Annotated in this window: 21 protein-coding genes and 2 tRNA genes; 19 read left to right on the forward strand and 4 right to left on the reverse strand. The window is 75.3% G+C overall.

Annotation, left to right across the window (positions count from 1 at the left end; genetic code table 11):
* Positions 1 to 481: 481 nt before the first annotated feature.
* The 6 genes from galU (at position 482) to ACI79K_RS19785 (ending at position 5,459) form a co-directional block, all read left to right on the forward strand.
* Positions 482 to 1,402 carry a UTP--glucose-1-phosphate uridylyltransferase GalU gene (gene galU / locus ACI79K_RS19760; RefSeq protein ID WP_456590875.1) on the forward strand — a complete coding sequence of 307 codons (921 nt, stop codon included), beginning with the start codon at positions 482 to 484 and terminating at the stop codon, positions 1,400 to 1,402.
* Positions 1,403 to 1,517: 115 nt separating this feature from the next.
* Positions 1,518 to 2,942 carry a molybdotransferase-like divisome protein Glp gene (gene glp / locus ACI79K_RS19765; RefSeq protein WP_456590874.1) on the forward strand — a complete coding sequence of 475 codons (1,425 nt, stop codon included), beginning with the start codon at positions 1,518 to 1,520 and terminating at the stop codon, positions 2,940 to 2,942.
* Positions 2,943 to 2,954: 12 nt separating this feature from the next.
* The gene (locus ACI79K_RS19770) at positions 2,955 to 3,587 is read left to right on the forward strand and encodes a GNAT family N-acetyltransferase (RefSeq protein ID WP_456590873.1); all 633 of its coding nucleotides are present in this window, start codon (positions 2,955 to 2,957) and stop codon (positions 3,585 to 3,587) included.
* A 189-nt stretch (positions 3,588 to 3,776) separates the two neighbouring features.
* A complete protein-coding gene (locus ACI79K_RS19775) occupies positions 3,777 to 4,490 on the forward strand; it encodes a hypothetical protein (RefSeq protein ID WP_456590872.1) in 714 nt (237 codons plus the stop codon).
* A gap of 111 nt (positions 4,491 to 4,601) precedes the next feature.
* A tRNA-Ala gene (locus tag ACI79K_RS19780) sits at positions 4,602 to 4,675 on the forward strand.
* A 139-nt stretch (positions 4,676 to 4,814) separates the two neighbouring features.
* A complete protein-coding gene (locus tag ACI79K_RS19785; RefSeq protein ID WP_456590871.1) occupies positions 4,815 to 5,459 on the forward strand; it encodes a ScbR family autoregulator-binding transcription factor in 645 nt (214 codons plus the stop codon).
* 1 nt (position 5,460) lies between these two features.
* On the opposite strand, the gene ACI79K_RS19790 is transcribed toward ACI79K_RS19785, so the two are convergent.
* Both ACI79K_RS19790 and ACI79K_RS19795 read right to left on the reverse strand, forming a co-directional pair.
* On the reverse strand, positions 5,461 to 6,333 hold the full coding sequence (locus ACI79K_RS19790; protein WP_456600566.1) for an AfsA-related hotdog domain-containing protein: 873 nt from the start codon (positions 6,331 to 6,333) through the stop codon (positions 5,461 to 5,463).
* A 175-nt stretch (positions 6,334 to 6,508) separates the two neighbouring features.
* Entirely contained in the window at positions 6,509 to 8,044 is a 1,536-nt protein-coding gene (locus ACI79K_RS19795) for a dolichyl-phosphate-mannose--protein mannosyltransferase (protein WP_456600567.1), read from the reverse strand.
* Between the two features lie 52 nt (positions 8,045 to 8,096).
* On the opposite strand from ACI79K_RS19795, the gene rsmI reads away from it, so the two are divergent.
* Together rsmI and ACI79K_RS19805 are read left to right on the forward strand one after the other, a co-directional pair.
* The gene (rsmI, locus tag ACI79K_RS19800; RefSeq protein ID WP_456590868.1) at positions 8,097 to 8,936 is read left to right on the forward strand and encodes a 16S rRNA (cytidine(1402)-2'-O)-methyltransferase; all 840 of its coding nucleotides are present in this window, start codon (positions 8,097 to 8,099) and stop codon (positions 8,934 to 8,936) included.
* Between the two features lie 182 nt (positions 8,937 to 9,118).
* Positions 9,119 to 9,724, forward strand: a complete 606-nt coding sequence (locus tag ACI79K_RS19805) for a hypothetical protein (RefSeq protein ID WP_456600568.1) — start codon at positions 9,119 to 9,121, stop codon at positions 9,722 to 9,724.
* Positions 9,725 to 9,988: 264 nt separating this feature from the next.
* Here ACI79K_RS19805 and corA read toward each other — a convergent pair whose 3' ends face one another.
* Entirely contained in the window at positions 9,989 to 11,110 is a 1,122-nt protein-coding gene (gene corA, locus ACI79K_RS19810; RefSeq protein WP_456600569.1) for a magnesium/cobalt transporter CorA, read from the reverse strand.
* Positions 11,111 to 11,310: 200 nt separating this feature from the next.
* On the opposite strand from corA, the gene ACI79K_RS19815 reads away from it, so the two are divergent.
* The 7 genes from ACI79K_RS19815 (at position 11,311) to ACI79K_RS19845 (ending at position 18,982) form a co-directional block, all read left to right on the forward strand.
* Positions 11,311 to 11,967 (forward strand): hypothetical protein, encoded by a 657-nt coding sequence (locus ACI79K_RS19815; protein ID WP_456600570.1) that lies wholly within the window; start codon positions 11,311 to 11,313, stop codon positions 11,965 to 11,967.
* A gap of 60 nt (positions 11,968 to 12,027) precedes the next feature.
* Positions 12,028 to 13,827, forward strand: coding sequence for a methionine--tRNA ligase (gene metG / locus ACI79K_RS19820; RefSeq protein ID WP_456600571.1), 1,800 nt, complete (start codon positions 12,028 to 12,030; stop codon positions 13,825 to 13,827).
* Entirely contained in the window at positions 13,824 to 14,708 is an 885-nt protein-coding gene (locus ACI79K_RS19825) for a TatD family hydrolase (RefSeq protein WP_456600572.1), read from the forward strand. The genes metG and ACI79K_RS19825 overlap by 4 nt, the downstream gene beginning before the upstream one ends.
* 194 nt (positions 14,709 to 14,902) lie before the next feature.
* On the forward strand, positions 14,903 to 15,742 hold the full coding sequence (locus ACI79K_RS19830; RefSeq protein WP_456590862.1) for a hypothetical protein: 840 nt from the start codon (positions 14,903 to 14,905) through the stop codon (positions 15,740 to 15,742).
* Positions 15,743 to 16,087: 345 nt separating this feature from the next.
* Positions 16,088 to 17,179, forward strand: a complete 1,092-nt coding sequence (locus ACI79K_RS19835) for a ubiquitin-like domain-containing protein (RefSeq protein ID WP_456600573.1) — start codon at positions 16,088 to 16,090, stop codon at positions 17,177 to 17,179.
* Between the two features lie 34 nt (positions 17,180 to 17,213).
* Positions 17,214 to 18,050 (forward strand): 16S rRNA (adenine(1518)-N(6)/adenine(1519)-N(6))-dimethyltransferase RsmA, encoded by an 837-nt coding sequence (gene rsmA / locus ACI79K_RS19840; RefSeq protein ID WP_456590860.1) that lies wholly within the window; start codon positions 17,214 to 17,216, stop codon positions 18,048 to 18,050.
* Positions 18,047 to 18,982, forward strand: coding sequence for a 4-(cytidine 5'-diphospho)-2-C-methyl-D-erythritol kinase (locus tag ACI79K_RS19845; protein ID WP_456590859.1), 936 nt, complete (start codon positions 18,047 to 18,049; stop codon positions 18,980 to 18,982). Before rsmA ends, ACI79K_RS19845 begins: the two co-directional genes overlap by 4 nt.
* 36 nt (positions 18,983 to 19,018) lie before the next feature.
* On the opposite strand, the gene ACI79K_RS19850 is transcribed toward ACI79K_RS19845, so the two are convergent.
* Complete coding sequence (locus tag ACI79K_RS19850; protein WP_456600574.1) at positions 19,019 to 20,011, reverse strand: acyl-CoA desaturase; 993 nt, start codon at positions 20,009 to 20,011, stop codon at positions 19,019 to 19,021.
* A gap of 204 nt (positions 20,012 to 20,215) precedes the next feature.
* Here ACI79K_RS19850 and ACI79K_RS19855 point away from each other — a divergent pair.
* From ACI79K_RS19855 to cysC, 4 genes are all read left to right on the forward strand, one after another.
* Positions 20,216 to 20,288, forward strand: a tRNA-Gln gene (locus tag ACI79K_RS19855).
* 31 nt (positions 20,289 to 20,319) lie between these two features.
* Positions 20,320 to 21,828, forward strand: coding sequence for a bifunctional UDP-N-acetylglucosamine diphosphorylase/glucosamine-1-phosphate N-acetyltransferase GlmU (gene glmU, locus ACI79K_RS19860; RefSeq protein WP_456590857.1), 1,509 nt, complete (start codon positions 20,320 to 20,322; stop codon positions 21,826 to 21,828).
* A gap of 13 nt (positions 21,829 to 21,841) precedes the next feature.
* Positions 21,842 to 22,822 carry a ribose-phosphate diphosphokinase gene (locus tag ACI79K_RS19865; RefSeq protein ID WP_456590856.1) on the forward strand — a complete coding sequence of 327 codons (981 nt, stop codon included), beginning with the start codon at positions 21,842 to 21,844 and terminating at the stop codon, positions 22,820 to 22,822.
* Positions 22,823 to 22,859: 37 nt separating this feature from the next.
* Positions 22,860 to 23,897 carry an adenylyl-sulfate kinase gene (gene cysC / locus ACI79K_RS19870; protein ID WP_456600575.1) on the forward strand — a complete coding sequence of 346 codons (1,038 nt, stop codon included), beginning with the start codon at positions 22,860 to 22,862 and terminating at the stop codon, positions 23,895 to 23,897.
* Positions 23,898 to 24,027: the final 130 nt, after the last annotated feature.

Below are 24,027 nucleotides of genomic sequence, written 5' to 3' on the forward strand. Positions count from 1 at the left end.
CCCCCCCCCCCCCCCCCCCCCCCCCCCCCCCCCCCCCCCCCCCCCCCCCCCCCCCCCCCCCCCCCCCCCCCCCCCCCCCCCCCCCCCCCCCCCCCCCCGCCGCGAGCGCGGCCGGGCCCAGACGTGGCCCGGCCGGTTCGAGCAGACCGAACCGCCCGGGCACCAGCTCCCCGGAGTGCTCCGCCCAGTCCAGCTCCCGGCCGTGGGCGGGTACGACCGGGAGCAGCAGGCGGGCCCCGTCGGCGAGCGCCGCCGGGAGGTGGCCGTGCCCGGGCTCGGTCGCGTCGGGCACGAACGCGGCGACCGTGGGGACGCCGGCCAGCCGCCCGGCGAGCGTCGCGGCGACCGTCCGGGCGGCCGCCGCGCGCTCACGCGCCGGGCGGGACGCGCGCCGTCCCAGCAGCTCCGCGCGGAGCGCGGCCTTGGCCGCGCCCCACTCTGCCGACGTGCCCATCCGCGCAGGCTAGCTAGGCTGCGGAGCATGTCGATGCCCCAGACCCGTACGGCCCGGAAGGCGGTCATCCCCGTCGCAGGAATGGGCACTCGCTTCCTGCCGGCCACCAAGGCCGTCCCCAAGGAGCTGCTGCCGGTCGTCGACCGGCCGGCCCTCCAGTACATCGTCGAGGAGGCGGCCCGGGCCGGCCTGCCCGAGGTGCTCATGGTCACCGGCCGCAACAAGGCCGCCATCGAGGACTTCTTCGACCGCACCCCCGAGCTCGAGGCCGCCCTGGAGAAGAAGGGCGACGCCGGGCGCCTCGCGGCCGTGCACGAGTCCACCGAGGTCGCGCAGGTGCACTTCGTCCGGCAGGGCGAGGCGCGCGGGCTCGGTCACGCGGTGCTCCAGGCGGCCGCCTTCGTCGGGGACGAGCCGTTCGCCGTGCTGCTGGGCGACGACCTGATCGACGCCCGCGACCACCTGCTCGAGCAGATGCTGGCCGTCCAGGCCGAGCACGGCGGCTCGGTGATCGCCCTGCTCGACGTCGGCCGGGAGAACATCGACAAGTACGGCGCCGTGGCGGTCGAGCCGACCGCCGACGGCGGCGACGTCGTCGCCGTCACCGGCCTGGTCGAGAAGCCGCCGGTCGACGAGGCCCCCAGCAGCCTGGCCATCATCGGGCGCTACGTGCTGGCGCCGGAGATCTTCGACGTGCTGCGCGAGACCCCACCCGGCCGCGGCGGCGAGATCCAGCTGACCGATGCGCTGGCCACCCTCGTCGAGCGCGGCGCACCCGTCCACGGCGTGGTCTTCGGCGGCCGGCGGTACGACACCGGTGACAAGCTCGACTACCTCAAGGCGGTCATCCGGCTGGCCGTCGAGCGGGACGACCTGGGCCCGTCGCTGCGCGGCTGGCTGCGCGACTTCGTCACGGAGCTGCCCGCCGAGGGCGCGTCGTCGTCCTGACCGGCGCCCACGAGGGCACGATCGGACCCGCGGCCCCGCGCCGGACCCGTCCGGGTCCGGCGCTGCCGCACGGGCCGGTGTCGGCAGACGGCACGGCGGGACGACGGTGGTGGGGATGTCCGGGCAGAGCGACGACGACAGCAACGGGGGCGGGGAGTTCCGGGGCCACCGGGACACCGCCCAGGTCGACATGCCCATGGCCCCACCTCGGCGGACCGGTCCGGTCGTAGCCCCGGTCGACCAGGTGCCGGCGCAGCGCGCCCTCACCGGCCCGGTGCCGCTGCCGGCCGACGGCCGCTCGGACGTCTCCCCGCACGTGCGCACCGTCGAGCGGCACCTCGACGAGATCCTCGCCGCGGTGCCGCAGCCGGACCCGATCGAGCTGGCCGTCCTCGACGCCCAGGGGCTGCTCTGCGCCGAGGACGTGGTCAGCCAGCGGGCGCTGCCGGCCTTCGACCAGGCCGCGCTCGACGGCTACGCGGCCCGCGCGGAGGACGTCGCCGGGGCCACGGTGGCGCAGCCGGTCGAGCTGCCCGTCGTGGGGGAGAGCGTGGCCGGTGCCAGCGCGCCGTCGTCGATCGGCCCCGGGCTGGCCATGCGGGTCGCCGCGGGCGCGATGCTCCCGACCGGTGCCGACGTCGTCGTCCCGGCGGTGTGGACCGACAACGGTGCGGCGCGGGTCGCCGTCCAGGCCGCGCCGCCGGTGGGCAGCTACGTGCGCCGCACCGGCGACGACGTCGACCCGGGGGATCCGGCCGTGCACGTCGGCACCCCGATCGGGCCGGCGCAGATCAGCCTGCTGGCCGCCGTCGGGCGGGACCGCGTCCTCGTGCGGCCCCGGCCGCGCGTGGCGGTGCTCAGTGCCGGCCCGGAGCTGGTGGACATCACCTCCCCTCTCACCCCGGGGCAGGTGGTCGACGTCAACAGCTACGCCCTGGCGGCCGCCGCCCGGGACGCCGGCGCCGACGCCTACCGCTGGGGCATCCTCCCCGGGGAGCAGCGGCGCCTGGCCGAGGTGCTCGAGAGCCAGCTGCTGCGCAGCGACCTGGTGCTGATCGCCGGCACCTTCGCCGGTGGCGGGTTCGACATGGTGCAGGAGGCGCTGGCCGGCCTGGGCGAGATGCGCTTCCGCCAGGTGGCGATGCACCCCGGTCCCGCGCAGGGCTTCGGCCGGCTGGGGCGCGACCAGGTGCCGGTCATCTGCGTGCCGGGGGAGCCGGTCGCCGCCCTGGTCTCCTTCGAGGTCTTCGTGCGCCCCGCCATCCGCCTGATGCTGGGCAAGCGGCAGCTGTTCCGGCGCACGGTGCAGGCGATCTCCGGGCAGCAGCTGCTCTCCCCGCTCGGGTACCGCCAGTACCTGCACGGCACGGTGATGCGCCACCCCGACGGCGGCTACGTCGTCGAGCCGGTGGGCGAGGCCACAGACGCCCTGCTGGCGCGGATGGCCCGGGCGAACTGCCTCATCGTCATCGACGAGGACGTCACCGAGGTGGCCGCCGGCGGGCTGGTCACGGTCATGCCGCTGCTGCTCGGCGGCTGACCCGAGCCCGCCGTGACCGATCCGCTGCTGCACCCCGGCTGGCCCGCCCGGCTCGCCTGGGGACCGGTGGAGCTGCACCCACCGCGCCGCGGGGACGCGGCGGAGTGGAGCCGGGTGCGGCTGGCCAACGAGGACTGGCTGCGCCCCTGGGAGCCGACCGCCGCCGTCTCGTGGCGGGCCCGGCACACACCGGGGGCGTACCGGGCGATGCGGCGGGTGATGGCCCGACGGGCTCGGCTGGGCACCGCGCTGCCGTTCGTGGTCCGGGTCGAGGGTCGGCTGGCCGGGCAGGTGACCGTGGACAACATCGTGCGCGGGGCGCTGCGGGCCGGGTACCTCGGCTACTGGATCGACCGCTCGGTGGCCGGTCGCGGGGTCGCCTCGCTGGCCGTGGCCCTGGTGTGCGACCACGCGTTCGGTCCGGCCGGGCTGCACCGGCTCCAGGCCGACATCCGGCCGGAGAACCTGCCCAGCCGGCGGCTGGTGGAGCGGCTCGGCTTCCAGCAGGAGGGGCTGCTGCGCCGCTACCTCGACATCGACGGCGACTGGCGGGACCACCTGGGCTACGCGCTGCTCGCCGAGGATCTCCCGCGGGGAGTGCTCGACCGCTGGCAGCGGTCGGGGCCGGGTCGACCCGTCGACTGATCGACTCGCGGCATAGCACGGGTGGTCGCCGTCGCGGGGCCGTGCGCGGCGGACACGCCGTCTCCCGTCACACCGGTCCCACAACACATCAGCGACACGCCCGCGCGCCTCCCGGTTCCCGGTGCCGTCCCTGCTTAGCCTCGCCTGGCGAGTGACTGATGTGACAGGTGGTGTCGTATGGGATCGGGTGTGCTTCTGGCAGCTCTGGTCGTGCTGTGGTTCGTCGTGCTGGTGCCCATGGTGGTGACCCGCGGCGACGCGCAGGAGGGCCGGGGCGAGCCTGCTGACTCGGGGCGGACCCTGCAGCGGCGTCGCGCGGCCGACGCCGTGCGGCACGCGGCGACCGAGCGGGTGTCGATCGACCGCGAGGTCCTGCGCACCACCGGCGAGCTCAAGGTGGACGTGCACGCGGTGCGCCGCCGGGTGCTGGGCGGTCTGGTGCTGCTCACCCTCGCGTCGCTGGCCGGCGCCCTGCTGGTCACGCCGTGGCTGTGGATCCTGCAGGCGGTCGCCACCGCCGCGACCGTCGGGTACGTGCTGGTGCTGCGCAAGGTGGCCCGGCGCGAGCGGCTCGCCGCGCGTCGCGCCGCCCGGGCGGCGGCGCGCCAGACCCTCCGCGCACCGGCGCGCCCGGCGCGCCCGGCCGCCCGGCCCGCTCCGGCGCCGGTCCAGCGCACGTCGCCGGAGGTGCACGAGACGGTCGCCCAGGAGGCGCTGCCGGCCCTGTCGCACCCCAGCATCCCGCTGGCCCCGGTGCACGCCCTGCGGCCTGGTCGCGTGGTGGCCGCGCGGACGCCGGCGCCCATGGGATGGCAGAACAGCGCCGTCGTCGGGCTGGACGACGACGACATCGGTTTCGCCGACATCGACGAGTACCGCCCGGCCCGGGCGGCCAACGGCTGAGAGACACCCCCTGCCCCCACCGCGCGCACGCTCGCGGCGGGACCGTGCAGGGGCCCGGCCCCGCCCCGGTGGCGGGGCCGGGCGAAGCGGGCGGTAGTCTTTCCCGCGCAAGGGGCTGTGGCGCAGACCGGTAGCGCACCTCGTTCGCATCGAGGGGGTCAGGGGTTCAAATCCCCTCAGCTCCACCGGACGACGGACCGGCGCCGTCGGGGGTTCTTCCCCCGGCGGCGCCGTCGTCGTTGCGTCGGAGGGTCGATCGGCCGCTCCCGACCGCTAGGCTGCCCCGCGACACGGGGCCACGGCGTCCCCACGGGAGGCGGTTCCATGGTTCGGTCACCGGTCGGGGCCTCACCCGCCCCGCGGCGCGCGCGGGGGCGGGCCAGTGACAGCGCCGCCACCCGGCAGCTAATCATCGACGTCGCCGCCCGCGAGTTCGGCGAGCGCGGCTACGCCGCCACCTCGCTGAGCGACATCGTCGCCGGCACCGGCATGACCAAGGGGGCGCTCTACTGGCACTTCGAGTCCAAGGAGAGCGTGGCGGTCGCGGTCGTCCACCAGATGTTCGAGACGTGGCCGGTCATGCTGCGCGGCGTCCTGGACTCCCACGACGACGCGCTCGACGCCCTCGTCGCGGTCACGTACGTGGCCGGCCGCCAGTTCGCGACCGATCCGGTCACCCGCGCCTCCAAGCGGCTGATGGCCGAGCTGCCGCCGGAGGCGCTGGCGAAGCTGCCCCAGCCCTACGTCGGCTGGCAGCACGCGCTCACCCAGCTGATCACCCAGGGCCAGGAGCGGGGGCAGATCAGCCACCGGGCCGACCCGGTGGGCACCGCCCAGGTCATCGTCGCCAGCTTCTTCGGGATGCAGCAGGTCTCCCAGGAGCTGAGCGCTCGACGCGACCTGGAGTCGCGGCTCGACTCCTTCTGGGCGCTGATCCTCCCGCAGCTGCGCCCCGAGCCCCTCGCCTGAGCTAGCCGCCGAGGAACACCCGCCCCCGGGCGACGACGTCGTCGTCCTGCCCCAGCTGCACGGGCACGCCGTTCGATCGCCCGCTGCCGGCGTCCGTGCGCACCCAGGTCGGCCGGTCGAGCTCGGCGAACCGGTCGAAGGCGAGGTCCAGGCCGGCCAGCCGGGTGGCGGCTCCGGGCAGATCGGGGCGGTCCGTGACCGCGGCCAGCGCCGCGCCGACGAGGAGCATCCCCGGCAGGTGGTCGACCGGGTGGTCGAAGTAGGTCGGGTCGGTGAGGTCGACGGCGACCCGGGAGCGGTGGGCGAGGCCGTCGCCCTCGCCGGCGTCCCGCGGCCTGGGCACCAGTGTCCCGCCGCCGGCGCTGCGGTCCCGGCCGAGGGCCCGCAGCCGCGCGTAGACAGCCGGCGGCAGCCACGAGTAGTCGGCGTCGGCGGTCGCCCAGAGCTGCGCCCCGTGCCAGATCTCGGCCCGCAGCGACGCGCGGGACGGACGGCCCGCCCGCAGCCGGACGGTGGGCTGGACGACGGTCACCGTCCCGGCCGGGGCGGCTCCCCGGAGCTCGGCGAGCGGCGCGGCGAGCCGGGTGCTGATGCGGTGGAACACGAACTGCTCGCCCAGCGGGACGTCCAGCCGGCGGTGGGCCAGGCACAGCCCGGCCTGGCGGATCGTCTCGACGACCAGCAGCAGGTGGCCCACGGTCCCGGCCCGCCGGTCGTACCGGCCGTGCGCCGCCGGCCAGCGCGCCGCCACGGCGGTCCGGTCCCCCGCGAGGGTCGCCAGCTCGGTCGCCAGCACCTCGTCCGGCGCGGTCTTGTGCACCAGCGCCTGCTCGACGAGCACCCAGGTCGGGGAGCCGGCGCCGGGCGGCGCCACGGCGGGATCGTGCAGGGCGGGTCGTGCGGATGGCGGCGTCATGGGGTTCTCCGGTTCGGGAGCTGCGGCCGGGCTCGGCGCGTCGCGTCGAGTGTCGGCCAGAACCCGGCCGCACGGGGCGTTCCGGTACGCACCGGACCGGTGGGACGGGCGCACCGGGCGCGGGCGGGGCCGCTCAGTACCAGGAGGGGAACCACATCCGCTGCACCCACTCGCTGTGCGAGAGCGGCTGCCCGGTCAGCACCGGCCAGAAGAACGCGAAGGTGGCCACGACGATCGCGATGTACCCGCAGGCGGTGGCCAGGCCCACCCGCCGACGCCACTCGTCGGCGCCCGGCCGGCCCACGACGTCCTGGAGCAGCAGGGCGACCGCGAGGACGAAGAACGGCAGCGCGGGGGCCGCGTAGAAGAGGAACATCGTGCGCTCGAGGTTCACGAACCAGGTCAGCCAGCCCGCCGCGATCCCGACGGCGACGGTGAGGGCGGCCGGGTCCCGCCGGGCGACGATCCGCCAGAGCAGCCACAGCGTCGCCGGGGCGAAGAGGAACCACAGCGTCGGCGTCCCGAGCATCAAGATGTACCGGATGACCTGATCGCCCTCGGCGTCGACGAGGCCCTGGGGGTTCCACAGCAGGATCGGCCGGCCGGTGACCAGCCACGACCAGGGCCCGGACTCCCACGGGTGCGGGCTGGACAGGCCGTTGTGGAAGCGCAGCCACTCGGCGTGCTCGTGCCACAGCGAGCGCAGGGCGTCCGGCACCCACGGGAACGCGGTGTCCGGGTGCTGCTGCGCCCAGGCCCTGCCCTGCGAGGTCTCGCCGAGGAACCAGCCGGTGAAGCTGGCCAGGTAGGTGAGCACCGGGACGGCGGCCAGCGCCCACAGCGCGCCGGGCAACCCCCGGCGCGCCGCCGTCCGCGTGGGCCGGGGCGCCCCCGCCTCCCGCCACGCCGCGCGGTCCCAGAACAGCGACAGGACGGCGAAGAAGGCCAGGAACCAGACCCCGCTCCACTTGACCGCGCAGGCGCAGCCGAACAGGACACCGGCCGCGATCCGCCACCCGCGCGGGCCCAGCCGGAAGCCGATGGCGCCGACCGGCGCGGCCGCACGCACCCGGGCGCGGACCACGTCCCGGTCGACGACCAGGCAGGAGACGGCGGCCAGCACGAACAGCTGCAGGAAGATGTCGAGCAGCCCGATCCGCGAGAGCGTGAACTGGAGGCCGTCGACGAGCAGCAGCACCCCGGCGAACAGGCCGACGACGGTCGAGCCGGTGAGCCGCCGGGCCAGCCGGAACAGGATGACGACGGCGATCGAGCCGGCCACCGCGGACGGGAAGCGCCAGCCGAACGAGTTGTAGCCGAAGGCCTGCTCGCCCAGCGCGATCAGCCACTTGCCCAGCGGTGGGTGGACGATGTAGGAGTAGCCGCGGTTGTACTCGAAGCCCCAGGTGAGCAGCTCCCGCGCCTGGGGTGGGTAGTACGCCTCGTCGAAGACCAGCGCCCGGGGGTAGCCGATGCCCCAGAGCCGCAGGGTCAGCGCCAGCGCGCCGAGGACGGCGGCGATCGTCCAGGCCGTCCACCGGTCGTCCGGCAGCGGGGGGACGACGTCGCGGCGGCGCGCGGGGGACGGCGGACGGCGCACCCGGGGGGTGGCCGGCTGCGGGGGCGCCTGCGGGTCCGACTCCGCCCGCCCGGGCGCCAGCACCGCCATGCGGTCAGGGTAGGTGGCGCAGCCACCGGTCCGGTCGTGACAGGCTCGACGGGTGAGCGGACGGCTGGTGCTGGGTGGGGCGCCCCTGGGGCAGCCCGGTGACGTCGGCCCGCGCCTGCGAGCGGCGATGGCCACGGCCGACGTGCTGGCGTGCGAGGACACCCGCCGGCTGCACCGCCTGGCCGCCGACCTCGAGGTCACGCTCACCGGCCGGGTGGTCACCTTCCACGAGTCGGTGGAGCGCGCGCGGCTGCCCGGCCTGCTGGACGCGCTGGCCTCCGGCGCGACGGTGCTGCTGCTCACCGACGCCGGGATGCCGTCGGTCTCCGACCCCGGGTACACGCTCGTGCGGGCGGCGATCGACGCCGGGATCCCCGTCACCTCGGTGCCCGGGCCCTCGGCGGTGACGACCGCGCTGGCGGTCTCCGGGCTGCCGGTGGACCGGTTCTGCTTCGAGGGCTTCCTGCCGCGCAAGGCGGGGGAGCGGCGCTCGACGTTCACCGCGCTGGCCGACGAGCGCCGCACGATGGTGTTCTTCGAGTCGCCGCACCGGCTGGCCGACGCGCTGGCCGACGCCGCCGCCGTCCTCGGCGAGGACCGGCCGGCCGCGGTCTGCCGCGAGCTGACCAAGACGTACGAGGAGGTGCGGCGCGGTGGGCTCGGCGAGCTCGCCGGCTGGGCGGCCGAGGGGGTGCGCGGGGAGATCACGCTCGTGATCGCGGGTGCGCCGCAGCGGGCGGTGGAGCTGACCGGGCCGGAGCTCGCCGCCGCCGTCGCCGCCGAGGAGGCCGCGGGCGCGACCCGCAAGGACGCCATCCGGGCGGTCATGGAGCGCACCGGCCTGCCCAAGCGCACCGTCTTCGACGCCGTGGTCGCCGCCAAGGCCACCTGACCGCAGCCGCTGTGCGCTGATCGGGGTCTCCCAGCGGCGACAGGCACCGAGAAGCGCACATCGGCGGCGCCTGTGGACAGGCCCGACCCGCAGGTCGCCGCATCCGGCACGGTTCGGCGGTGCCCCGGCCCCCGATGCAGCCCCGACCTCTCCGCGGCGGCCCCTTCCGGGGCAGTGCTGCGGTGGCGCAAGGCCTGCTGACACCGGACCAGCTCCGCAGCAGTGCCTGGCGCCGGCGCTTCCGCGATGTCTACGTCCACCGCGACGTCGTGGTCGACCACGAGCTGCGCGTCCTGGCCGCCGCGACGCTCGTGCGTCCGGACGCCGTCGTGACCGGCTGCAGTGCGGCCGTCCTCTGGGGCGTGGATCTCGCCGGGCCCGATGACGACGTGGAGCTGACCGCCTCCCCGTCGAACCGGCCGGTTCGGGTCGCCGGGATCCGGGTCCGCCGGGCGACGTTGGCGGGGGAGGACGTGCGCTGGTGGCTCGGCGCGCGGGTCACGAGTCCCGAGGCGACCGCCGTCCGGGTGGCGGCCGCCCTGCCGGGGGACGACGCCGTCATCGCGCTCGACCGCCTGGCTGCGGCACGGGTGATCGACCTGGCCGAGGTGCGGCGGCGGCAGCGGTCGCACGCGGCCCGGGAGCGGCGCAGGCCCGACGCGCGTGCGCGCTGGCCGACGGGCTCGCCGAGTCACCCCAGGAGACCCGCCTGCGACTGCTCGTCGTCCGCGGCGGGCTGCCCGTGCCGGTCGCCCAGTACGAAGTCCGTCATCGAGGGAGCTTCGTAGCGCGAGTCGACTTCGCGTGGCCCGAGTTGATGGTGGCTCTCGAGTACGACGGGGCGTGGCACGGCGAGCCCGGTCAGTTCGCCCGGGACCGCCGACGACTCAACCGGCTCCAGGAGGCGGGTTGGCGCGTCGTCTTCGTGACTGCCGCGGACCTGCACCGACCGGCCGAGCTCCTCGCTCGCTTGGCCGCGGCTGTGCAGTTCCCGGGCGTACCGCGCCGCCGGTGACCCCGACAAGTGCACACTCCGTGGCGCGGGGAGGCGGCTACAGCCAGCCGTTGCGCTTGAAGCCGCGGTACAGCAGCGTGATGACCGTCGCGATCAGCAGCAGCACGGCCGGGTAGGCCCACGGCCAGCGCAGCTCCGGCATGTAGTCGAAGTTCATGCCGTAGATGCCGGCGATCGCGGTGGGGACGGCGATGATGCCCGCGTAGGCGGAGATCTTCCGCATGTCCTCGTTGTCGGCCATGGTCGTCCGCGCGAGCGATGCCTGCAGGATCGACGTGAGCAGTTCGTCGAGGCCACCGACCTGGTCCCGCACCCGGAGGGCGTGGTCGAGCACGTCGCGGAAGTAGGAGCGCATCGCCGCGGGAACGACGTCGACCGGCCGCTCGGCGAGCTTCTGCAGCGGGACCTCCAGGGGGGAGACCGCCCGTCGCAGTGACACCAGCTCCCGCTTGAGCTGGTACAGCCGGCCGATGTCGTCGGTGCGCTCGGGGCTGAAGACCGACGCCTCCAGCTCCTCGACGTCCTCCTCGACCGCGGCCGACACCTCCACGAACGTGTCGACGACGAGGTCGGCGACCGCGTACAGCACCGCTGACGGCCCCAGGCACAGCAGTTCCTGCTGCTCCTCGAGCCGCTGCCGCAGGTGCGCGAGGCCGCCGTGCTCCCCGTGCCGCACCGTGATCACGTACCGCGGGCCGAGGAAGACCATCACCTCGCCGGTGTCGACGACCTCGCTGGTGGCGGTGAGCTCCTCGTGCTCCACGTACGTCGCGGTCTTGAGCACCATGAACAGGGCGTCGTCGTAGGGCTCCAGCTTCGGGCGCTGGTGGGCGTACACGGCGTCCTCGACCGCGAGCGGGTGCAGGTCGTACCGCTCGGCGATCGCTCCCAGCTCCTCCTCGCTCGGTGCGTAGAGGCCGAGCCACACGAAGCCGCCGCGCTCCTCGGCCATCCGCAGCGCGGCGTCGGGGGCCACGGCCTCCTGCCGCCGGCCGTCCACGTAGACGGCGCAGTCGACGACCGCGCCGTCGGCCGGGCGGCGGGTGGGCCGACCGTGCGGGAGGCCGGCCGGCTGGGGTCGCAGGGTCGGCGGGGTCGCCGCTGTCGCGCCGACGACCGGCCCCCGGGGGGCGGCCGGGTGCTGGTCCCGGGTGCTCATCGCGGGTGCCGCCTTCCTCGCGGGTCGTCGTCCGGGAGTAGGAGCGTAGGCGTACCCGGCCCACGCGGCCCGTCCTGCGCGCGGCCCGGCGACCGCGGTCCCACCCGAAAGGGGGAGCCGGCCCGGGCGGTGCTCCAGCCACCTCCGCGATCGACCGTCCAGTCGGGGGACACCCCCGACCGGTCAGGGAGAGATTCCTCGTGGCGAGCACCGTCCTCGACGTCCGCACCGCCGCCCGGGCGCCGCAGCTCGACGCGACGCGGCCCGCGCCGGATGCCGCCGCGCGGCGGATCCCGGTCCCGGTGCTCGCGGCGGGGGTGCTCGCCGTCCTCGAGGCCGTCGGCCTGCTCGCGGTCGGCCTGACCCGGGCCGATGCCGTGCTCGCCACCCCGGTGCGCCCGGTCGGCTGGGTGGTCGCCGGCGCCCTGTTCGTGCTGGCCGGGTGGATCGTGCTCACCGCCGGTGCCGGGGCGGCGCTGATCGAGGGCTCCGACCGGAAGCTGCTCGTCGTCACCTCGGTGGTCGAGCTCGCCGCGGTGTCGGTGCTGGGCGGCATGGCGGTCCTGCTGCCGCTGCCGACCGCGCTCACCGGGGGGCTGCCGCTGCCGCTGCTGTTCGCGGCCGCCTTCGCGCTACCGATCGGGAAACTGCTGCTCGTGGACGCCCCCACCGCCCGGGCCTGGGTGCTGCGGGGGCCGCGGGTCCGCGTGCGCCGTCCCGATCCGGTGACCGTCCACCGGTCGCTGTGCGCGCTCACCCTCGGGTGCATCGCCCTCGTGCTGGGCGGCCTCGCGGTCCTCCAGCCGGTCGACGTCGAGCCGGCGGGACCCGCGTCGAGCGTCGTCTCGCAGCCCTGACCCGGCGTCGGCCGCCCGCCCGGGCGACCGGCGGCGAGCGCGCCGCCTAGGCTCACCGGCGTGAGTGATCGGCACATCCTGACCGCCGTCGCGTGGCCCTACGCCAACGGCCCGCGGCACATCGGCCACGTCTCCGGCTTCGGCGTCCCCTCCGACGTCTTCAGCCGCTACCACCGGATGGCCGGTGACCGGGTGCTGATGGTGAGCGGCACCGACGAGCACGGCACCCCGATCACGGTCGCCGCCGACGCCGAGGGGATCACGCCCCGGCAGATCGCCGACCGGAACAACCGGATCATCGTGGGCGACCTGCAGTCGCTGGGGTTGAGCTACGACCTGTTCACCCGGACGACGACGGCCAACCACGCGCAGATCAGCCAGGAGATCTTCCTCGGCCTGCTGAAGAACGGCTACGTCTTCCCGAAGACGACGCTCGGCGCGATCAGCCCCTCGACCGGCCGCACCCTGCCCGACCGCTACATCGAGGGCACCTGCCCGATCTGCGGGTACGACGGCGCGCGCGGCGACCAGTGCGACAACTGCGGCAACCAGCTCGACCCGGTCGAGCTGATCAACCCGGTCAGCAAGATCAACGGCGAGACGCCGAAGTTCGTCGAGGAGGAGCACTACTTCCTCGACCTGCCCGCCTTCACCCGGGCGCTCGGCGACTGGCTCGCCACCCGGAAGAGCTGGCGGCCCAACGTCCTGAACTTCAGCGTCAACCTGCTGGAGGACCTCAAGCCGCGCAGCTACACCCGCGACATCGACTGGGGCGTCCCGGTGCCGCTGGACGGCTGGCGCGACCGCAACGACAAGCGCATCTACGTCTGGTTCGACGCCGTCGTCGGCTACCTGTCGGCGTCGATCGAGTGGGCCCGCCGCTCCGGGGACCCGGACGCCTGGCGCCAGTGGTGGCAGACGCCGGATGCGTCCGCCTACTACTTCATGGGCAAGGACAACATCGTCTTCCACTCCGAGATCTGGCCCGCCCAGCTGCTCGGCTACAACGGCGAGGGCGACAAGGGCGGCACCCCGGGCTCGCTGGGCCGGCTGAACCTGCCCACCGAGGTGGTTTCCAGCGAGTTCCTCACCATGGAGGGGCGCAAGTTCTCCTCCTCCCGGCAGGTCGTCATCTACGTGCGTGACTTCCTGGCCCGCTACGACGCCGACGCGCTGCGCTACTTCATCGCCGTCGCCGGCCCGGAGAACCAGGACACCGACTTCACCTGGGCGGAGTTCCGCCGGCGCAACAACGACGAGCTGGTCGCCGGCTGGGGGAACCTGGTCAACCGGTCGGTGTCCATGGCGGCGAAGAACGTGGGCGCCGTCCCGACGCCCGGCGAGCTGACCGAGGACGACCGCGCCCTGCTGGCCACCACCTCCGGCGCGTTCGCACCCGTCGGCGAGCTGCTCGCCCGCAACCGGCAGAAGGCCGCGATCGGCGAGGCGATGCGGGTGGTCGGCGAGGCCAACAAGTACCTGTCGGACCAGGCGCCGTGGAAGCTCAAGGAGGACCCGGCCCGCCGGGACACCGTCCTGCACACCGCGCTGCAGGCGATCAAGGACTGCAACGCCCTGCTGACCCCGTTCCTCCCGCACTCCGCCCAGCAGGTGCACGAGCTGCTCGGCGGCACCGGCACCTGGTCGGTCGCGCCGCGGATCGAGGAGGTCACCGACCTCGACGACGGCTCGCCGTACCCGGTCATCACCGGCGACTACGAGCAGGGCCAGGCCGTCTGGGCCTCCACGCCGCTGGCGCCGCCCGGTACGCCGCTGGCCCCGCCGAAGCCGATCTTCACCAAGCTCGACGAGTCCGTCGTCGAGGAGGAGATCCGGCGCCTGGAGGAGGGCGGCGAGTGAGTCGGAGCGCCGCCGCCCGCGCGAACCGGCGGGGTGAGGCGCCGCCGTCGCCAGAGCCGCTGCCGGCGCCCGCGCTGGACAGCCACACCCACCTGGACATCGTGCTGGGGGAGCGGCCGGCCGGGGACGAGCACGGCGAGTGGGCGTCCGAGGCCGCCGTCGACGCGGAGATCGCCGCGGCGGAGGCGGTCGGGATCCCGCGGCTGGTGCAGGTCGGGGTCGACGTCGCGTCGTCCCGGTGGTCGGCCGAGCTGGCGGCCCGGCACCCCAACGTGCTCGCCGCCGTCGCGCTGCACCCGAACGAGGCCGGCGCGGGGAAGGCGGACGACGACGCGCTCGCCGAGATCGACCGCCTGGCGGCGCTGCCGCGCGTGCGGGCGGTGGGGGAGACGGGGCTGGACCGCTTCCGCACCGGTCCCGACGGGTGGGCCGCCCAGGAGGCGTCGTTCCGGGCGCACATCCGCATCGCCAAGGAGCACGGCGTCGCGCTGGTCATCCACGACCGGGACGCGCACGAGGAGATCCTCCGGGTCGTCGACGACGAGGGCGCGCCCGAGCACGTCGTCATGCACTGCTTCTCCGGTGACGCGGCGTTCGCGCGGGCGTGCGTGGCGCGCGGGTACGTGCTCTCCTTCGCCGGCACGCTGACCTTCGCCAACGCCGGCTACCTGCGCGAGGCCGCGGCCCTGACCCCGGTCGGCCAGCTGCTGGTGGAGACCGACTCCCCGTTCCTGACCCCGGTGCCGTTCCGGGGTCGCCCCAACGCCTCCCGGCTGGTGCCGCACACGGTCCGCGCACTCGCAGAGGTGACCGGGACCGACCTGACGGAGCTCTGCCACGCCCTCACCGCCACCGCCGAGCGCGTCTTCGGCAGCTGGTAGAAGGACCACCCTCCCCCCGCGCCGCGCTCCGCTCGGTGCGGGTCCCCGAAGGGTGGCCGTTCCATCCCGTCACCGCGGAGCGGGTCCCGCCGAGCGGGGGCCCGGATGGCTCGCGGGGCGGGACGGGGAGGGCTCCGCGCAAATGGGGACGGCAATTGGTGGCGGTGTCGTCCGGTAGGACGACAATCAACACCGTGGGTCGTCTCATCGCCGTCGTGGTCTTCGTCGCTCTGCTGGTGCCGGGCGTCCTGCTGGCCCGCGCCTGGGGGCTGGCGGCCGGGCGGCGGGCCGTCGCCGCCGCGGGGGTGGAGCTGGCCCAGCCCACCCGGGAGGGGGCCGCGGTCCTGCAGCGTCAGGCGCTGCACGGCCGTCGCTGGCGGTGGCTGGGCCTGCTCCTGGGCATCGCCGGGATCGTGGCCAGCGTGGTGGTGCTCGCCGAGGCCTCGGTGTTCCTGTGGCTGCCGCTGCTCGTGGTCGGCTCGCTGGCGGGCGTCCTGCTGGCCGAGGTCACCCGGCCGCGACCGCGCTGGCAGCTGAGCTCGCCGGCCCGGCGACCGCGCCAGGGGGAGCAGATCTCGGGCTGGCTGGTGTGGACGATGCGGGTGGTGGTCGCCGCCGAGCTGCTGCTGGCCGGGTGGTTGTGGTCCTCGGGTGACCTCGGGGGTGCCGTGGCCTGGGCGGCCGTCGCCGTGCCGCTGGCCGCCTGGTTGCTGGCCGAGGTGGCGCTGCTGCGCGCCCTCCTCCGTCCGCTGCCCGCCGACGGCGCCGACGTGCCCGTGGACGAGGCGCTGCGCACCTGGACGGCGCACCTGGTCGTCGCCGCCGCGAGCGTGAGCGCCCTGCTGCCGCTGGGCACGCTGCTGCTCCGGGTCGGCCTGGACCTGGGGGACCAGATCGGCGAGGGCTTCGACGTGCTGCCCGTCGCGTTCGTGGCCGGGGGCTTCTCCGCGCTGGCCGCGGGGCTCGCGGTGGCCGCCTTCCTGCTGAGCTGGCTGCGCCCGGTGCGGTCCAGCGCGGTCGCGCTCGCCGGCTGAGATCGGCCGCGTGCCCGTCCGGGGCACCCCTTACGCCGTGTGCTTGATCACCGCGCATCCGGGCGGCGGTCGACCCGCACGGCGCCCGATCTCGGCGCGGTCGTCACTGCTCGTGTCGGCGAGTCGACACAGTGGAGGCGCCGACTGCTGCTTCACTGTTCGTGCACCATCGCCACGCGCAGAGTGTTCGTTATCGTGTCGTGACCGACAGCCGGGGTGGAGGAACGACCGGGTGGCGCCATCGCGGGGGAATCCGCCGGCCGCCGCCCGGGCCGCCGAGCGGCCGAGGCCGCTCCGGCGGCCCCGTCACCCTCCTGCCCGGGTTCTGTGACCCCTGGAAGTGTCGTGCGCCGCTCCTTGCAGCTCAGCCTCTTCGCCCTCGTCCTGCTCGGACTGGTGGGCGGGACGCTGGCCTTCTTCCTCGCCCAGAAGTCCGTCTCGCTGACCGTGGACGGGCAGACCCGGGACGTCGGCACCTACGCCGGCACGGTGGCCGAGGTGCTGGAGGACGAGGGGCTCACGCTCACCGCCCACGACGTCGTGCTCCCGTCGCCCGATCAGGCGGTGGCCGACGGCGACGCCGTCGTCCTCACCCGGGCCCGGCCGCTCGAGCTGACCGTGGACGGCGTCTCGCGCCAGGTGCAGGTCACCGCCCTGTCGGTCGAGGAGGCGCTGGACCAGCTGGGCTTCCGCGCCGACGGCCTGGTGCTCTCGGCCAGCCGCAGCGATCGCCTCCCGCTGGAGGGGATGCAGCTGAGCATCACCACGCCGAAGGACGTCGTGCTGGTCGCCGACGGGCAGGAGCGGGTGGTCACCACCACCGCCGCCACGGCCGGCGACCTGCTCGCCGACCAGGGCATCGCGCTCAGCGAGACCGACCGCACCAGCCTGCGGCCGTCCCAGGCCCTGCTCAACCGCATGCGGCTGCAGGTGTACCGGGTGCAGGTCTCCGAGGTCACCGAGACGACCCCCATCGCCCACGGGCGGGTGGAGACCAAGGACGCCGAGGCGTTCCAGGGTGACGAGACGGTGACCGTCCCGGGCGTCGACGGCGAGCAGTCGACGACCTACCGGGTGACCGTCGTCGACGGTCGCGAGACCAGCCGCGAGGAGCTCTCCCGCACCGTCACCCGCGCGCCGGTCGACGAGCACGTCACGGTCGGCACCAAGGCCCGCCCGACCAACCGCCCTGCCGCCGACGGCCTGAACTGGTCGGCGCTGGCCGCGTGCGAGTCCGGCGGGCGCCCGAACGCGGTCAGCGGCACCGGCAAGTACCGCGGCATGTACCAGTTCTCGCAGGCCACCTGGAACGCGGTCGGGGGGGCCGGTGACCCGGCGGCCGCGTCGGCCGACGAGCAGACCTACCGCGCCCAGCTGCTGTACCAGCGCTCCGGAGCGGGCCAGTGGCCGCACTGCGGCCCCCGCCTGTTCAGCTGATCCGCTGAGCACCGCACCCGAGCAGCCGGACGGGTTGCTGGGCCCGGCCGCCATCCGCGAGCTGGCCCAGCGGCTCGACCTGCGCCCCACCAAGACCCTCGGGCAGAACTTCCTGCACGACGCCAACACGATCCGGCGGATCGTGCGGACCGCGGACCTGCGGCCCGACGACGTCGTCCTAGAGGTGGGTCCCGGGCTGGGCTCGCTGACCCTCGGCCTGCTGCCGGCCGCCGCGCAGGTGACGGCGGTGGAGATCGACCCGCGGCTGGCCGCGCTCCTGCCCGAGACCGTCGCCGCGCGCCGCCCCGACCTCGCCGACCGGCTCACCGTGGTCCAGGCCGACGCGCTGCGGGTCCAGGAGCTGCCCGGGCCCCCGCCCACCGCGCTGGTGGCGAACCTGCCCTACAACATCGCGGTGCCGGTGCTGCTGCACCTGCTCGAGCTGCTGCCCACCCTCGACCGGGCGCTGGTGCTCGTGCAGGCGGAGGTGGCCGAACGGCTGGCCGCCGCGCCCGGGACGTCCGCGTACGGCGTCCCCTCGGTCAAGGCCGCCTGGTACGGCGAGGTGCGCCGGGCCGGCAACGTCGGCCGCCGGGTCTTCTGGCCCGAGCCCAACGTCGACTCGGGGCTGGTGGCCCTCGTCCGCCGGCCGCCCCCAGCGGGGGACCGGGAGGCGACCTTCGCCGTGGTGGACGCGGCCTTCGGCATGCGGCGCAAGGGCTTGCGGGCGGCGCTGGCCCGCTGGGCCGGCGGCCCCGCCGCGGCCGAGGCGCGCCTGCGCGCCGCCGGCATCGAGCCCTCCGCCCGCGGTGAGCAGCTCTCCCTCGCCGACTTCGCCCGGCTGGCCGGCACCGGAGCGGTGCAGCCGTGAGCGGCCGGGACGCGGTGGTCGTCCGGGCGCCGGCGAAGATCAACGTGCACCTGGGCGTGGGACCCCTGCGCGCCGACGGGTTCCACGCGCTGCAGACCGTCTACCTCGCCGTGTCGCTGCACGACACCGTCACCGCGCGGCCGGGCGAGGGGCTGTCCCTGCGGGTGACCGGGGAAGGGGCCGGCGCGGCCGACGGCCCGGGACAGGTGCCCGCCGACCGCACCAACCTGGTCTGGCGGGCCGCGGAGCTGCTCGCCGCGCACGCGGGCGTCCGCGCCGACGCCGACCTGGAGGTGTCCAAGAGCATCCCGGTCGCCGCGGGGCTGGCCGGCGGCAGCGCCGACGCGGCGGCGACGCTGGTGGCGCTGGACGCGCTCTGGGGGACCCGGGCCGGCCGCGAGGACCTGCTGTCGCTCGCCGCCGAGCTGGGCAGCGACGTGCCGTTCGCCCTCGTCGGCGGTGTCGCCCTGGGCACGGGCCGGGGGGAGCAGGTCTCACCGGTGCTCACCGGCGGGCGCTGGCACTGGGTGCTCGGCATCGCCGGGGAGGGGTTGTCCACCCCGGCCGTCTACGCCGAGCTCGACCGGATGCGCGCCGCCGGCCGGCTGCCCGACGCGGCCGGGCCGACGCCGGCCGACCCGGTGCTCGCCGCGCTGCGCTCGGGCTCGACGACGGAGCTCGCCGCTGCCCTGGTCAACGACCTGCAGCCGGCCGCCCTGGCCCTGCGGCCGGAGCTGCGCCGGGCGCTGCGCGCGGCCGAGGACGCCGGCGCCCGCGCCGTGCTGGTGAGCGGCTCGGGACCCACGGTGGCCGCGCTCGCGGCCGACGAGCGGTCCGCCGTCCGGCTCGCGGCCGAGCTCGCCGGCGTCGGCGCGTTCCGCACGGTGCGGGCCGTCACGGGCCCGGTCCCCGGGGCCCGGCCGACCGCCTGACGGGAGCCCGCGGGATCGCCCCGCGGGCTCCGGAGCTCAGCTGCCGGTGGCCGCGGGCAGCCGCCGCTTGGCCGCCAGCCGCACGGGGTCGGGCCACTTGACGTTCCAGGCCCAGCCGAGCTTCTCGAACACCCAGATGGTGCGGGCGCTGATGTCGATCTGCCCGCGCAGCACGCCGTGCCGGGCGCAGGTCGGGTCGGCGTGGTGGAGGTTGTGCCACGACTCGCCCGCGCTGAGGATCGCCAGCGGCCAGAAGTTCGTCGCGCGGTCACGGCCCGGGGAGACGAACGGGCGGTCGCCGACCACGTGGCAGACCGAGTTGATCGACCAGGTGACGTGGTGCAGCAGCGCGATGCGGACCAGCCCCGCCCAGAAGAACGCCGTCCAGGCGCCGGCCCAGCTCATCGTCACCAGGCCGCCGATGACGGCCGGGAGGAAAAGGCTGATCGCCGCCCACACCACGAACAGCCGGTCGGTGGTGACCAGCGCGGAGTCCTTCATCAGGTCGGGTGCGTAGCGCTCCTGGCTGGTCTTGCGCCGCTCGAACAGCCAGCCGAGGTGGGCGTGGAACATGCCCTTGAGCAGCGCGCGGGCGTCGCTGCCGTAGCGCCACGGCGAGTGCGGGTCGCCGTCGCGGTCGGAGAAGGCGTGGTGCCGCCGGTGGTCGGCCACCCACTGCACGACCGGGCCCTGCACCGCCATGGACCCGGCGACGGCCAGCAGCAGCCGGAGCGGGCGCTTGGCCTTGAAGGAGCCGTGCGTGAAGTACCGGTGGTAGCCCACGGTCACGCCGAGGAGCGTGAAGAAGTAGAAGCCGACGGCGAGCCCCACGTCGAGCCAGGACAGCCCCCAGCCCCACACGGCCGGGACGACGGCCGCCAGGGCGAGGAAGGGCACCACCACGAAGACGTAGAGGGTGACGATCTCCAGGACGCTCTTGCGTCGGCCGATCGCGTTGGCCGGGAGCCCGGCGTGCGGTTCCGCGGGACGCGGAGGAGCCATGGGCCGGGTGCGGGCAGGAGCAGACAAGGGGCCTCCGAGGGCGACCGGTGGGGGATCGGCCGGCGCGCACTGGGGCCCGGCTGCGTGGCCGTAACGTACGGCACCCCGGGTGAGTCGGCGAGCCGACGGCGGGGAATCGGTCCCCACGCGGGTGCTGCCCACGCCGGCGGGGCCCTAGGCTCGTCCCGGGCGCCGCTCCCCGGCGCCCTCCGGGCCGGCACGGCCCGGGGATGGGGGATGGGGTAATCGGCAGCCCGCCGGCCTTTGGAGCCGGGAAGTCTCGGTTCGAGTCCGAGTCCCCCAGCGCAACCCGCCGACGCCGATCGAGGAGTTCCGTGACCCACGTGCAGCCGGCCCCTGCCCACGCCGCGCCGGCGGTGGCCGCCGTCGTCGTCCTGGCCGCCGGGCAGGGCACCCGCATGCGCTCGACCACCCCGAAGGTGCTGCACCCGCTGGGCGGGCGCAGCATGCTCGGCCACGTGCTCGCCGCCACGGAGCCGCTCGGCGCCGGCGCGACGGTCGTGGTGGTCGGCTCCGGTCGCGACCAGGTCGAGGAGCACCTGGCGCAGATCGCGCCCACCGCGCTGCCCGTCGTCCAGGAGGAGCAGCTGGGCTCGGGGCACGCGGCCGCGGTCGCCCTGGCCGCGGTCCCGGAACTCGAGGGGCCGGTGCTGCTGGTCAACGGTGACGCACCGCTGCTCCGGGCGGCGACCGTGGCGCGCCTGGTGGACGAGCACCTGCGGGCGGGGAACGTGCTCACGGTCCTCACCGCGGAGGTGGCCGACCCGACCGGTCTGGGCCGCATCGTGCGGGACGCCGACGGCCGGGTGCGCGCGATCGTGGAGCAGCGCGACGCCACACCGGAGCAGCGGGCGATCCGCGAGATCAACGCCGGCGTCTACGTCGGCGACGCCGCGGTCCTCCGGTCGTCGCTGGGCCGCATCGACGCCGGCAACGACCAGGGCGAGCTCTACGTCACCGACGTCCTCGGTCTGCTCGTCGGCGACGGGGCGCCGGTCGGCGGGGTGCGTGCCGAGGATCCCGACGACGTGCTCGGCTGCAACGACCGGGTGGAGCTGGCCGCCCGCCGGCGCACCCTCAACGACCGGGTGCTCGCCGAGCTCATGCGCAGCGGCGTCACCGTCGTCGACCCGCTCACCACGTGGGTCGACGTCACCGTGACGGTGGGCCGCGACGCCGTCCTGGAGCCCGGCACGCACCTCCAGGGGGTGACCTCGGTGGGTGATGCTGCCCACGTGGGCCCGGACACCACGCTGGTCGACACCGAGGTGGGGGAGGGGGCCACCGTGGTGCGGGCGCACGCGGTCGGTGCGCGGATCGGTCCGCGGGTCTCGGTCGGCCCGTTCGCCTACCTGCGGCCGGGCACCGACCTCGCGGCCGGGGCGAAGGTCGGCACCTTCGTGGAGACGAAGAACGCGCAGGTGGGGGAGGGCGCGAAGATCCCGCACCTGTCCTACGTCGGCGACGCCACGATCGGCCGCGGCACCAACATCGGGGCGGCCACCGTGTTCGTCAACTACGACGGCGTGGCCAAGCACCGCACGACGATCGGCGACCACGCGCGCACCGGCGCCGACAACATGTTCGTGGCGCCGGTCACGGTGGGCGACGGCGCCTACACCGCCGCGGGGTCGGTCATCACCTCCGATGTGCCCCCCGGGGCGATGGCCGTCGCCCGGGCACCCCAGCGCAATGTGGCAGGCTGGGTACGTCGCCGACGGCCCGGTTCGCCCGCTGCGGAGGCCGCGGCAGCGGCCGAGAACCGGACCGAGGCACCCGGGGAGGACCGGTCCGGGCCCTCCCGTGCGGACTCCGACAGCTAGGGGCAGCGAGCCGATGAGCGCCATCCGGCAGACGACGAACAAGAGCATGATGCTCTTCTCCGGCCGGGCCTACCCCGCGCTGGCCGACGAGATCGCCGGTCACCTGGGCGTGACCCCCACCCCGACGGCCGCCTACGAGTTCGCCAACGGCGAGCTGTTCGTGCGCTTCGAGGAGTCGGTGCGCGGCTGCGACGCCTTCGTGGTGCAGAGCCACACCGCCCCGATCAACACGTGGCTGATGGAGCAGCTGATCATGGTCGACGCGCTCAAGCGCGCCTCGGCCAAGCGGATCACCGTCGTCGCGCCGTTCTTCCCCTACGCCCGGCAGGACAAGAAGCACCGCGGGCGCGAGCCCATCTCCGCCCGGCTGGTCGCCGACATGTTCAAGACCGCCGGCGCCGACCGGCTGATGACCGTCGACCTGCACACCGCCCAGATCCAGGGCTTCTTCGACGGCCCGGTCGACCACCTCTTCGCCCTCGACCTGCTGGTCAAGCACGTCTGCGACCGCTGGGGCGACCGCGACATCACCGTCGTCTCGCCGGACTCCGGCCGGGTCCGGGTCTCCGAGCGGTGGAGCGACAAGCTCGGCGGCACCCCGCTGGCCTTCATCCACAAGACCCGCGACCCGCTGGTCGCCAACGAGGTCGTCGCCAACCGCGTCGTCGGTGAGGTCGAGGGCCGGGTCTGCATCCTGGTCGACGACATGATCGACACCGGCGGCACGATCGTGAAGGCCGCCGAGACGCTGTTCGAAGCGGGCGCCGCCGACGTGATCGTCACGGCCACGCACGGCGTGCTGTCGGGCCCCGCGGTCGAGCGGCTGTCCAACAGCAAGGTCAGCGAGGTCATCGTGACCAACACGCTGCCGATCGAGCCGGAGCGGCAGTTCGACAAGCTCACCGTCCTCTCCATCGCCCCGCTGCTCGCGCGGGCGATCAAGGAGGTCTTCGAGGACGGCTCGGTCACCAGCCTGTTCGACGGCGCCAGCTGACACACCGGTCCGCGCCCGCCGGTCGTCCCCTGGGAGGATGGCCGGCGTGCCGGCTCGCTGCAGACTCGGTGACGCGCAGGTCGCCGCCGTCGCCCGCTACCACTTCGGCCTGGTCGGCTCCGCGCCGGACCTGCCCGCCGCGGAGGAGTACGAGGACGCCCAGGGCGTGGTCGTGGCGACCTCCGACGGCGAGGACCTGACCGTCGCGGAGGTGCCGCGCTGGGAGCCGCCGGCCGCGGTGGCGGCCCGGCTCCGCGAGCGTGGCTGGCAGTCCCCGGCCGCCTGGGTCGGTGCCCCGCCGGCCGACGTCTCGAGCCTGCCGCCCCGGTTGCTGGTGCTGCTGCCGGCGGCCGGGCTCCCGCCGGACTCCGCGGCGCTGGCGCAGCGTGCCGCCGCCTGGGGACCGGTCCGCACCGGGGGGCGGGAGGTCGTCGTCCTGCCGGTCCCGGTGACGCCGGGGAGCCCCGAGGTCCCGGCCGAGGAGGTCGCCGCCGCGTACGGGGCGACCCTGCTGGGCAGCGAGCTCGGCGTCGCCCCGCCCCGCACCGGGGGGCTCGTCGTCTTCTGCACCGGGCTCTCCGGCGCCGGCAAGTCGACCATCGCCGCCCGCCTGGTGGAGCTGCTGGTCGAGGGTGGGCGGACCGTGACGCTGCTCGACGGCGACGAGGTGCGCCACCACCTCTCCGCGGGCCTGGGTTTCTCGCGGGCCGACCGGGACACCAACGTCCTGCGCATCGGCTGGGTGGCCGCGCAGATCGCCAAGCACGGCGGTGTCGCGGTCTGCGCCCCCATCGCCCCCTACGCCGAGGTGCGCACCGCCGTCCGCAGGGAGGTCGAGCGGCAGGCCGGACCGGGCAGCTTCGTGCTGGTGCACGTGGCGACGTCGCTGGCGGACTGCGAGGCGCGCGACCGCAAGGGGCTCTACGCCAAGGCGCGGCGCGGGGAGATCCCGGCGTTCACCGGGATCAGCGATCCGTACGAGGCGCCGACCGATGCCGAGGTCACCGTCGGCACCAGTGGGCGGACGGTCGACGACTGCGCGCGGCAGGTGCTCGACGCGGTGCTCGGCGGCTGACCGGGCTGGGGTAACCTGGCTCCCGTTGCCCGGCGAGGGAGACGGTCCACCCGTACTCCGTGATCGACGTGCGTGTGCCCCGTGGGGTGTGCTGCGCCCGGTCGCCGGCCCGCAGACCGATCCACCTTCC

The organism is Blastococcus sp. SYSU DS0616, from assembly GCF_054051015.1.

Coding starts and splice junctions, on each gene's coding strand:
- glp (WP_456590874.1), top strand. CDS start 1,518: ATGTCCGGGCAGAGCGACGACGACAGCAACGGGGGCGGGGAGTTCCGG.
- galU (WP_456590875.1), top strand. CDS start 482: ATGTCGATGCCCCAGACCCGTACGGCCCGGAAGGCGGTCATCCCCGTC.
- ACI79K_RS19865 (WP_456590856.1), top strand. CDS start 21,842: ATGAGCGCCATCCGGCAGACGACGAACAAGAGCATGATGCTCTTCTCC.
- ACI79K_RS19795 (WP_456600567.1), bottom strand. CDS start 8,044: ATGGCGGTGCTGGCGCCCGGGCGGGCGGAGTCGGACCCGCAGGCGCCC.
- corA (WP_456600569.1), bottom strand. CDS start 11,110: ATGAGCACCCGGGACCAGCACCCGGCCGCCCCCCGGGGGCCGGTCGTC.
- ACI79K_RS19785 (WP_456590871.1), top strand. CDS start 4,815: ATGGTTCGGTCACCGGTCGGGGCCTCACCCGCCCCGCGGCGCGCGCGG.
- cysC (WP_456600575.1), top strand. CDS start 22,860: ATGGCCGGCGTGCCGGCTCGCTGCAGACTCGGTGACGCGCAGGTCGCC.